Source organism: Micrococcus sp. APC 4021 (genome assembly GCF_030407635.1).
Lineage (GTDB): Bacteria > Actinomycetota > Actinomycetes > Actinomycetales > Micrococcaceae > Micrococcus > Micrococcus luteus.
Window position 1 is genome coordinate 1 of sequence record NZ_JASDCZ010000082.1, and the last position, 10303, is coordinate 10303.

Sequence of the window (10303 nt, forward strand, 5' to 3'; positions counted from 1 at the left end):
CGCCGGCCGCCCCGCCCGCGGGGGCGGGCGGGGCGCGGGCCGCGTCGGGTCAGAGGGACGGGCCGGTGCGCCACTGGCCGCGCGTGTCGATCACGCGCTTGTCGGCCACGCGGTCGCCGAGGTCGGCGAAGGCGGAGTGGTCCACCAGCAGCACCACGATGTCGGCGGCGTCCAGGGCCTCGTCGGCCGCGACCAGGCGGACGTTGTCCTTGCCCTGCAGCGCGGCCGGCAGCTCCGTGACGTGCGGCTCGACCACGAGCACGTCGGACCCGGAGAACTGGCCCGCCAGCTCGGCCGCGATGTTCAGAGCCGGGGATTCACGCAGGTCGTCGATGTTCGGCTTGAAGGCCAGGCCGAGGGCAGCGACGACGGGCGCGCGGCCGGTGGCCTGCTGGACATCGAAGGCAGCGGCCTTGACCTGGTCGATGACCCACTGGGGCTTGCCGTCGTTGATCTCCCGGGCCGCGCGGATCAGCCGGGCGGTCTGCGGGGCGGCGTCCACGATGAACCACGGGTCCACGGCGATGCAGTGGCCGCCCACGCCGGGGCCCGGCTGCAGGATGTTCACGCGGGGGTGGTGGTTGGCGAGCTCGATGAGCTCCCAGACGTCGATGCCCTGCTCGGCACAGATCACGGACAGCTCGTTGGCGAAGGCGATGTTGACGTCGCGGAAGGAGTTCTCCACGAGCTTGGCCATCTCCGCGGTGCGGGTGTCCGTCAGCAGGATCTCGCCCTCGCAGAACGTGCGGTAGAGGTCGCGGGCCCGCTCGGCCGCGCGCCGGGTGGAGCCGCCGACGATCCGGTCGTTGGTTACGAGCTCGACCATCACGCGGCCCGGGAGCACCCGCTCGGGGCAGTGGGCGAAGTCCAGTTCGGCCTCGCGCAGCTCCGGACGCTCGGCGAAGATCACCTCGGCCATGTGCTCGGTGGCGCCGGGGGGCGAGGTGGACTCGAGGATGACGAGCTCGTCGCCGGTCAGCTGCGGGGCCAGGCCGCGGGCGGCGGCCTCGATGTAGCCCAGGTCCGGGGAGTGTCCGTCCTTGAACGGGGTCGGCACGGCGACGATGTAGGCGTCCGCGGCCGGCGTCGTCGTCGAGGCGCTGAGCAGGCCCTTCTCGACACCGCGTGCGACGAACCCGGCCAGGTCCGGCTCCACGAAGGGCACCGTGCCCGCGTTCACGGCGTCCACCGTGCGGTCCGAGACGTCCACGCCGAGCACCTTCACGCCGTTCTCGGCGAGGATGGCGGCGGTGGGCAGGCCTATGTAGCCCAGGCCGATGACGGCGACGGTCTCGATCTTCTTCACGGGGTCTCCTCAATGGGGAATGGTTCACGGCGGCGGCCCCAGGCACCGGCGGGCGGGGGCGGACGCGTCCCACCCTACCGCCGTCGCCCGGCCTGCTTCAGTCCAGCCCCAGCGCCTCGCGCCACAGACCGGCCACGACGCGCTCGTCGTACGCGCGCACCCGTTCCCGGGCCAGGGTCGAGAGCTCGTCCCACCGCGCGTCGTCGGCGACCGCCTCGAGCACCCGCCGCGCCGCGGCGTCGGTGTCGTCGAGCACGAACTCGTCGCCGAACACGCCCCTCGCGCCGGGCCGGTCCCAGACGAGCGGGACCGCGCCCGAGACCATGCCCTCGGCGGGCGCGAGGTGGAAGCTCTCGGTGGTTGACGGCGAGAGCACCCAGCCGATCTTCGTCAGCCACGAGCCCATGTCCGCCCCGAAGGGCTCGAAGGCGACGGCCTCGCGCAGCGGACCGGCGCCGAGGCGGGCGAACAGGTCGAGGTAGCCCTCGCGCTGGAGGGGCTTGCGCCACTCGTGCGGGTACTCCCACGGCATGCGGCCGCGCACGTGCAGGGTGAACCGTTCGTCATGGGCGCGCAGGATCTCCAACAGGTCCACGGCCCGGTCCAGGCGCTTGCGCAACGGCACCACGCCGACGAGGCCGAGCCGGAACCGGCGACCGGGCAGGCCGGGACGGTCCAGGTCCGCCACGGACACGGCGTTGGGGATCACCGTGACCCGCGTGGGCTCGATGGGAAGATGCTCGCGCACCAGGTCCCGGTAGAGATCGGAGACGGTCACGAGGCGGTCCACGGCCTCGGTCTCGAGCGCGGAGAGCCAGCCGCCGCGCAGCTCGAACATGTGCAGGCGGACCACGAGCCGCTGGCCGGGCCGCTTGTGGCGGGCGTACCAGACCGCGTTGGGGCCCGCCCACTCGCACACCACGACGTCGGCCCACTCGACGAGGCGGCGTGAGGCGGCCTCGTCGTGGCGGTGCAGACCCTGCCAGTGGTCGATGCGCAGCTCGACGCCCGGGTCGTCCCGCAGCAGGTCGACGAGCTCGCCCGCGAACTTCAGGTCGTGGCCGGCCAGGACCACGCGGGTGCGTGACCCGCCGCGGGCGGGCCGTCGGTCGAGCAGACCGAGCCGGTCCATAACGCCTGTCAGGGCGCGTGCGCGCGCGGCCATGCGGTAGGGGGCGGCGGCCTCGACGACGCGTCGCGAGAGGGCCGGCAGGTCGTGGCGGGCGGCCGCGATGCGGGCGGCCACGTCCCGGGCTGAGTCCCTCACCCCGTCCACGAACAGGGGGTAGTCGGCCCCCAGCAGCTCCTCGTGCGCCACGGTCCGGTTCAGGAGCGGCGGCACTCCGACCGCGCAGCTCTCGAGCACCTTCGTGGAGATCTCGAGCGAGAGGTCCAGGGCGGGGGCGCGCCAGCCCAGAGAGACGTCCGCGGCCGCGGTGCGGGCCATGGACTCCTCGCGGGAGAGCGCTCCGGTCCACTCGAAGTCGGGCCGCTCGGCCTCGAGGCGGGAGCGCATCGCCGCGGCCCAGCCGGGCCGGTCCCGCTCGGGGTGGACCTTGTCCCCCACCATCGTGAGCGTGGCCGGGACGCCGGCCTCGTGGAGGGCGGTCAGCACGTCCGGCATGAGGTCGGTGCGCCAGTCGTGGGCGAACTTGCCCGTGTACACGAGACGCACCGGGCCGTCGGCGGGCGCCTCGGCGCGTTCGGCCGGAACGAGCCCGTCCGGCACCATCGGCGAGAGCAGCTCGGTGCGCCCGGCGGCGGCCGGGACCATCGCCTCGAGCACGGCGCGAGCCTGGGGCGTCTGGGCCAGCATCAGACGGCTCGCCGCGGCGATGCGGCCGAGCTCCTCGACGCGCCCGGCCGGGAAGCCGTCCTCCACGTAGCCGTACTCGGTCACGTAGGACCACAGCCGCCCCGGGAAGGCGCCGCGGTCGGCGAGCTCGAGGCAGGCGTGGATGCCGCGCACGAGCACCACGTCGTACCGGGACTCCTCGTCCCGGCGGGCCAGCACGTCCGCGGCGCGGGAGGGGGTCATCCCCCCCTGCCCGGCCGCCGGCTCGGCGGTGAGCACGCGCACCCCCGTCAGGGCGCGCAGCGGAGCGGTGAGCAGGTCCCGGCGTTCGACGGCCTTGAGCTGGACGTCCACGCTCGCACCCGTGCGGGCGAGGGTCTCGGCCAGGGAGGGCAGCCACGTGGCGGAGCCGTCGATGACGTTCAGGTCGACGTCGCCGTAGAGCAGGACGCGCACGCCGGCGGCGTCGGTCAGGCGGTCGGGGTGGTGCGTGTTCATGCGCTCTCCTCCGGGCAGGCGGCGAGGACGTCGGCGATCCCCTGGGGCGCGTCGCCCGGGTCCTCGGTGAAGTGCAACGGCGTCCGGCCCGCGCCGGCCTCGACGACGATGACGTCCTCGGCGTGCAGCAGGGCGAGGGCCCCGAGCCGGTGCCGGTGACGGCCCCGGGAGAGCACCCAGACGGTGACCCCGCGCGCGGCGGCCGCGCTCACGGCACCCCGCAGCTCGAGGTAGAGGGCCGCGCCGGCGGCGTCGAGGGCCCCGGCCCACGGCCCGTCCACGCCATCCACGTCCACGACGACGGCCTCCACGCGTTCGGCCACCGCGCCCGCGGTGCCCGGCACGAGCGGCACGACGCGGTGCCCGGCGGCCGCGAGGGCCGCGCGCACGTCCGGGGCGGCGACGACGCCGACGGCCCGCCCGCCCCCCTCGGTGCGGGACGTGTCGGCCAGGCCCAGGGCCCGCTCGAGACGGGCCGCGGCCTCCGGATCGGCGCCGACGGCGGCCGCACCGCGGCCGGTGAGGGAGGCGCTGCCGGGGCGGGTGCGGGCCGGCCCGCCCGCCAGGCCCAGGGCGTCGGCCGGCCGGGCGTGCGCCGAACGGTCGCCCCAGCGGATGCCGAACACGCCGCGGACCTCCTCGGCCACCTGCGGCGGCAGCCTGCGCAGCAGCGCGCCGCCGGTGCGGCGCACCCGACGGCGCTGTTCGGGCGGCAGCAGGCGAGCGCCCGCGCGCGCGACCCGACGGATGGACTTCCCAGTTGGCATCAGAACTGTTCCTCGGTGTCCCGGTGGAGTGCACCCGGCCGGGTGCGGCGGCGTCAACCCTAGCAAGGGGCCGACGTCGGGCTCAGCGACCGGCGACGCGGCGCAGCAGTCGCTCGTAGCGCCGGGCCACGGCCGGCAGGTCGGCGTGGCGGCGCACCCAGTCGCGTCCGCCCGCGTCGACGTCGGTGCGATGCGGGTCGTCCGCGAGCGCCGTCAGGTGCCGCACCAGGTCGTCCACGTCCGGGCCGATGACCTCGGCGCCGCCGGCCGCCTCGAGCGTGCGGGCGGCCTCCCCCGTCACCAGGCCCGTGACGTGCCGGCCGACGGCGAGCACCTCGTAGGTCTTGGAGGGCACGGTGTGCCGGAAGCTCGGCCAGTCGGGACGCAGGGCCACCACCAACGTGTCCGCCCACGCGTACTGCTCGGCGACGGCGGCGCCGTGGACGGGTCCGAGGATCTCGGCCGGCGAGCCGAGCTCGGCGTTGCGGGCCTCCAGCGCCGGACGCCGGGTCCCCTCCCCGACCAGCCGGACGCGCACCCCCGGCCGCGTGCGCCGCAGCGTCGCCGCGGCGTCGATGAGCCGCTCGAGCCCCTGGCTCTCGCCCATGTTGCCCAGGTACAGCACGTGGAGTTCACCGGCGGCCCGCTCGCGCCGCGGCGCCACCGCCAGGCGAGCCAGGTCCACACCGTTGCCCAGGGTGCGGACCACCCGCACCCCGCGCCCGCGCAGCGTCTCCGCGAAGCCGTCCGTGACGGTCACCACGAGTCGGGCCGCGCGCTGGCCGCCGGTCACGACGCGTTCCATCGCGGCGCCCAGCAGGCCCTGGTGGACCCCGGCCTCGTGGGCGAGATCCGGCCAGGCGTCGCGCATCTCCAGCACGAGGGGACGGCGCCAGAGACGGGAGAGCACGACGCCGGGCACCACCACGGGCAGGGCGGGCACGGTGGCCACCACCACGTCCGGGCGTCGGGTGGCCATCCCGCGCGGGATGGCGAGCAGCGCGTGCACCACCGCCTCGGCGAAACGACCGTTGCGGCCGGCCTCCCCCAGGGGCAGGCGAGGCGTGGGCAGGACACGTTCGCCGTCGGGCCCGGCGAAGGGGCGCACCCCCCCGGGCGCGACGACGTCGACGTCCCAGCCCGCCGACCGCAGCGCCGCCACGACCGCGCCCCAGCGACGCGCGGGCGGGGTGCGCTCGGGCCGGTAGGAGTGGGAGACCAGCAGGAGGCGGGGGCGGCGCGGCTCAGTCGTCACAGGGGTCCTCCCCGAGGGCGGGTGCGGGCGTGGTGCCGGTCAGCAGGGTCAGCACGGGGGCGGGCCCGCCGGCGGCCTGGGCCTTCTTCTCCTTCTGGGGCTCGTGCTCGTCGACATAGCGCTGGACGTCGTCGTCGGCGAGGGCGGAGCGCAGGTCCGCCAGCTTGTCCTCGTCGAGCTCGACGATGGCGTCGCCGTTCGGGCCCTCCGCGAAGCCCTTGCGAGGCACCGTGAACATCTCGACGTCCTCGCCGCGGACGTCGCGCAGCTGCCACGCGAGCGAGGCGATCACGCCGGACGTGAGCCCCTCGTCCACACCGAGGTGGTCGGAGAACGTGGCGACGACCTCGGTGGTGCGGGCGGGATTGCCCAGGATCTGCGGGCTGAGGAAGCGGTCCATCGCCCCGGCCAGGTAACGCTGCTGGTTCTTCACGCGGGTGACGTCGCCGTCGTCGAAGGCGTGCCGTTCGCGCACGTAGCGCAGGGCGGCGGTGTCCTGCAGCAGGATGTGTCCGCGCGGGTAGTACGAGGGGTTGGCCTGACCGGAGGAGAAGGCCTGCGGGTTGCAGACCTCGACGCCGCCCAGCGCGTTCGTCACGCCCCGGAAGCCCTGGAAGTCGACCTCGAGGACGTGGTGGATCGGCACTCCCAGCAGCAGCTCCACCGTGTCCACGGCGAGGGTGTAGCCGCCCGTGTCGAAGGCCGAGTTGATCTTCGCCTCACCGTGGCCGGGCACGGTGACCCACGAATCCCGCAGCACGGACATGACGTAGACCTGGCGTCGGTCCGCGGGGATGTGCACGAGCATCATGGTGTCCGAACGCTGGCCCATGTCCTGCTCGCCCTCGCCCTCGCGGGAGTCGGAGCCCAGGACGAGCACGTTCAGCGGGCCGTCCCCGGCCGCCTGCTCGAGCGCCCCCACGTCCACCGTCTGCCGGTGGTCGTCGAAGGTGCGCCCGAGCGAGCTCGTGTACCAGGCGCCCAGGCCGAGCAGCGCCGCGAGCAGGACGGCGAGCAGGCCGACGACCCACGGCCAGCGCCGGCGGCGCCGCGCGACCGGCGGCGCGTCGTCGCGCGGGGGCTCGGGGCGCGGCAGGGGCTCGGGCGTCCAGGACGCGGCCGGGGGATGGCTCACTCGGGTCTCCTGCTCGAGGTCGGGGGTCAGCCCAGTCTACGGACGCCCCGTCAGGCGTCGGCCGCCGCGGCCCGGCGACGGCGCGGCGTGGGCTGGCAGCGCGGGCACAGGTGGCTCGCACGGTTCATGAACGGCACGCGGACGATGCGGGAGTCGACCCCCTCGGCGGCGCAGCGGCGACACGGCTGCCCGGTGCGCCCGTAGGCCGCCAGGGAGCGGGCGAAGTAGCCCGATCGCCCGTCCACGTTGACGTAGAGCGCGTCGAAGCTCGTGCCCCCCACCTCCAGGGCCCGGCGCATCACGTCCTGGACGGCCGCCATGAGGCGCAGCGTGTCCGCCCGGCGCATGCGCTCGGTCGGGCGCTCGGGGTGCAGGCGGGCGCCCCAGAGGGCCTCGTCCGCGTAGATGTTGCCGATCCCGGAGACCAGCGACTGGTCCAGCAGCGCGCGCTTGAGGGTGGAGCGGCGCCGTGCCAGGCGCGCGTGCACGGCCGCGGGGTCGAACAACGGGTGCAGCGGGTCCAGGGCGATGTGGGCGGCCGTGGTGGGGATCCGCTCACCGCCGGCGGCGTCGTCGGGCCGCAGCGCGTCGAGCCACCAGCCGCCGAAGATCCGCTGGTCCACGAACCGCAGCTCGCGGGCGGAGCCGTCCGCCGCGGTGACGGGCAGGCGCAGGCGCAGGTGACGCTGGTCGGCGGCCCCCGGCTCGTCCACGAGGATCTGCCCGCTCATCCCCAGGTGCACGACGACGGCGTCGTCGCCCTCGGCCAGGGGCAGCCAGAGGAACTTGCCGCGGCGAGCCGGCTCGGCCAGCCGGGCGCCGCGCAGCCGCTCCCGGAGGGCGTCCGCACCGCCGGGGCTGCGACGCAGCGAGCGGGGGTCGAGGACCTCGAGCTCCGCGGCGACGGCGTCCGTGGCCCACCGGGCCAGGCCGCGCCGGACGACCTCGGCCTCGGGCAGCTCCGGCACGGGCTCAGCGCCCCGCGACCGGCAGGCCCGCCTCGAGGGCGGGCCATGAGGCGGCCGCGGCGTCCCGCTCGGCCTGCTTCTTGGAGCTGGCGACGGCGGAGCCGTACTCGCGCTCGCCGACGACGAGGGTGGCCCGGTAGCGGGGGTCGTGCGCGGGGCCCTGCCCCTCGATCGCGTAGCGGACGGCGCCGAGACCGTGGCGGCTGGCGGCCTCGGCCACGACCGTCTTCCAGTCGGTGCTCTCGCGCAGCAGGTCCGGCTCGTCCAGCAGCGGCACCACGTGGCGGTGCACGAGTGCGGCCGCGGCCACGGACCCGTGGTCCACGTAGACGGCGCCGATGAGCGCCTCGAGGGTGTCGGCGAGGATCGAGTCCTTGTCCGCCCCGCCGGTGCGGCGCTCCCCCGTGCCCAGGCGCACGAACGGGCCGATGCCGATCCGGCGCGCCACCTTCGCCAGGGCACGCGTGGACACGACGGCGGCCCGGCGGCGCGCGAGGTCGCCCTCGGCCAGGTCCGGGTACACCGTGAAGATGTGGTCGGTGACCACGTAGCCCAGCACCGAGTCCCCGAGGAACTCGAGGCGCTCGTTGGTGGGCAGCCCGCCCTGCTCGTAGGCGAACGAGCGGTGCGTCAGAGCGCGTTCGAGCGTCCCGGCGGTGATGTGCACGCCGAGACGCTCGAACAGCTCTTCTGGCTCGGGCGCGGGCTCAGGCCCGCGGCGAGCCGACGGGGACGCCATCTCAGGCGTCGGCGACCTTGCGGCCCTTGTACTCGAAGAACAGGGGGGTGCCGGCGGCGTCGGTCTTCAGCTCGGCCTGGTGGGGCAGGCGGTACGAGACGCGACCGTTCTCGACGGACTTCACCAGGGCGGGCGCGGTGGCCTTCCACTGCGACCGGCGGGCACGGGTGTTGGCACGGGACATCTTCCGCTTCGGGACTGCCACGACTATCTCTCTTCTGTCTCGGTGATGGAGGTCTCTGAGGTGCCCGCGAGGTGGGCCAGGGCGGCCCAGCGCGGGTCCACGCGCTCGTGGGCGTGCCCCTCGGGCGCGTCCTCGAGGCGGATGCCGCAGTCGGCGCACAGGCCCTCGCAGTCCGGCCGGCACAGCGGCTGGAACGGGAGGGCGATGACCACGGCGTCCCGGAACACGGGTTCCAGGTCCACGGTCTCGCGCACCACGAGCGGCTGCTCGCCGGCGTCGTCCTCGGACGTGCCGGTGAGGTACAGCTCCTGCAGGTCCACGGTGATCCCCTCGTGCAGCGGGCGCAGGCAACGGCCGCACTCGCCCTTCAGGGTCGCGTCCGCGGTGCCGGTGACGAGGACTCCCTCGTGCACCGACTCCAGACGCAGGTCCAGTTCGACGGGGTCCCCCTCGGGGATCCCCAGCAGCGGCGTGGAGACGCCCGCGGGGGCGGGCCACTCGGCCGTCAGCTCGCGCTGGACTCCGGCCCCGCGCGTCAGATCGCGCACGGGGATCACCCACGGCGAGTCGGCGCCGTGGTGCTGGATGCTGTCCATGGTCGCTCCTCTCGGCGGGTGGGACGGCGGGGGTACACGGCCCGTCCGCACGCCCTCTGCGGGGGTGCGATGCGGCCTGGACACGGGTCCAGCCACGACGGACCGACAGCCCATCCTACCGGGTGGGTCCGCCTCGGCCAAAGCCGGCCGCGGTCCGCGCGTCGCCGGCCCGGCTCAGAGCCCGGCGGTGAACTCCTGGAGCCAGGCGCGCAGGTCGGCCCCGAGGTCCTCGTGCCGCGTCCCGAACTCGATGACCGCCTGCAGGTAGCCGAGCTTGTCCCCCGTGTCGTAGCGGCGGCCGTCGAAGACGACGGCGTGCACGCCGCGGCCCTCGCCGTCCTCCGTGGCCAGCCTCTGCAGCGCATCGGTGAGCTGGATCTCCCCGCCGCGGCCGGGCGGGGTCTCGTCCAGCACGTCGAACACCTGCGGGGCCAGCACGTAGCGGCCGATGATCGCGAGGGTGGAGGGGGCGTCCTCGCGGGCCGGCTTCTCCACGAGGTCGGTGACGCGGACGACGTCGTCGCCCTCCCCCGGCACGGCCTGCACCGCGGCCACGCCGTAGGCCGAGACGGCCTCCTCCGGGACCTCCATGAGGGCGATCACGGAGCCGCCGAGGCGCTGCTGCACGTCGATCATGCGCTCGAGCAGCGCCTCGCCGTCGCCGATGATGTCATCGCCCAGCAGGACCGCGAACGGCTCCTCGCCGACGTGGCGGCGTGCGCAGTTCACTGCGTGGCCGAGCCCGAGGGCCTCGCCCTGACGGACGTAGTGGATGTCCCCCACCAGGTCCGACTCGTGGATCTGCGCGAGCCGCGTGGTGTCGCCCTTGTGCTCCAACGCGGCCTCCAGCGCGGGATGGCGGTCGAAGTGGTCCTCGAGGGCCCGCTTGTTCCGGCCCGTGATCATCAGCACGTCGGCGAGGCCCGCACGCCGGGCCTCCGTCACCACGTACTCGATGGCCGGCCGGTCCACCACCGGCAGCATCTCCTTCGGCATGGCCTTGGTGGCCGGCAGGAAGCGGGTGCCCAGGCCGGCCACCAAGGCCATGCCGAAGGAGATG

10 protein-coding genes are annotated in these 10303 nt (G+C 75.0%); all 10 read right to left on the reverse strand.

What is annotated here, in order from left to right:
* Positions 1-49: 49 nt before the first annotated feature.
* A complete protein-coding gene (gene wecC / locus QL983_RS08050) occupies positions 50-1306 on the reverse strand; it encodes a UDP-N-acetyl-D-mannosamine dehydrogenase (RefSeq protein ID WP_206480812.1) in 1257 nt (418 codons plus the stop codon).
* 97 nt (positions 1307-1403) lie between these two features.
* A complete protein-coding gene (locus QL983_RS08055) occupies positions 1404-3599 on the reverse strand; it encodes a glycosyltransferase (protein ID WP_098093080.1) in 2196 nt (731 codons plus the stop codon).
* Entirely contained in the window at positions 3596-4366 is a 771-nt protein-coding gene (locus tag QL983_RS08060; RefSeq protein ID WP_230259815.1) for a hypothetical protein, read from the reverse strand. The genes QL983_RS08055 and QL983_RS08060 overlap by 4 nt, the downstream gene beginning before the upstream one ends.
* Positions 4367-4448: 82 nt before the next feature.
* Positions 4449-5621, reverse strand: a complete 1173-nt coding sequence (locus QL983_RS08065; protein ID WP_216886481.1) for a glycosyltransferase family 4 protein — start codon at positions 5619-5621, stop codon at positions 4449-4451.
* Positions 5611-6756: an LCP family protein gene (locus QL983_RS08070; RefSeq protein WP_216886480.1), complete on the reverse strand. Its 1146-nt coding sequence runs from the start codon at positions 6754-6756 to the stop codon at positions 5611-5613. The genes QL983_RS08065 and QL983_RS08070 overlap by 11 nt, the downstream gene beginning before the upstream one ends.
* Before the next feature lie 50 nt (positions 6757-6806).
* Positions 6807-7724: a bifunctional DNA-formamidopyrimidine glycosylase/DNA-(apurinic or apyrimidinic site) lyase gene (mutM, locus tag QL983_RS08075; protein WP_216886479.1), complete on the reverse strand. Its 918-nt coding sequence runs from the start codon at positions 7722-7724 to the stop codon at positions 6807-6809.
* Between the two features lie 4 nt (positions 7725-7728).
* Positions 7729-8391, reverse strand: a complete 663-nt coding sequence (gene rnc / locus QL983_RS08080) for a ribonuclease III (protein WP_230297465.1) — start codon at positions 8389-8391, stop codon at positions 7729-7731.
* 73 nt (positions 8392-8464) lie between these two features.
* A complete protein-coding gene (gene rpmF, locus QL983_RS08085; protein ID WP_002856390.1) occupies positions 8465-8668 on the reverse strand; it encodes a 50S ribosomal protein L32 in 204 nt (67 codons plus the stop codon).
* Between the two features lie 2 nt (positions 8669-8670).
* The gene (locus QL983_RS08090) at positions 8671-9243 is read right to left on the reverse strand and encodes a YceD family protein (RefSeq protein ID WP_002856392.1); all 573 of its coding nucleotides are present in this window, start codon (positions 9241-9243) and stop codon (positions 8671-8673) included.
* A gap of 174 nt (positions 9244-9417) precedes the next feature.
* On the reverse strand, positions 9418-10290 hold the full coding sequence (locus tag QL983_RS08095) for a UTP--glucose-1-phosphate uridylyltransferase (protein ID WP_290152223.1): 873 nt from the start codon (positions 10288-10290) through the stop codon (positions 9418-9420).
* Positions 10291-10303 lie beyond the last annotated feature (13 nt).

Excerpts from the sequence above, each read along its gene's own strand:
- QL983_RS08055 (WP_098093080.1), bottom strand. The coding sequence starts at position 3,599 with ATGAACACGCACCACCCCGACCGCCTGACCGACGCCGCCGGCGTGCGC.
- QL983_RS08060 (WP_230259815.1), bottom strand. The coding sequence starts at position 4,366 with ATGCCAACTGGGAAGTCCATCCGTCGGGTCGCGCGCGCGGGCGCTCGC.
- QL983_RS08090 (WP_002856392.1), bottom strand. The coding sequence starts at position 9,243 with ATGGACAGCATCCAGCACCACGGCGCCGACTCGCCGTGGGTGATCCCC.
- QL983_RS08095 (WP_290152223.1), bottom strand. The coding sequence starts at position 10,290 with ATGGCCTTGGTGGCCGGCCTGGGCACCCGCTTCCTGCCGGCCACCAAG.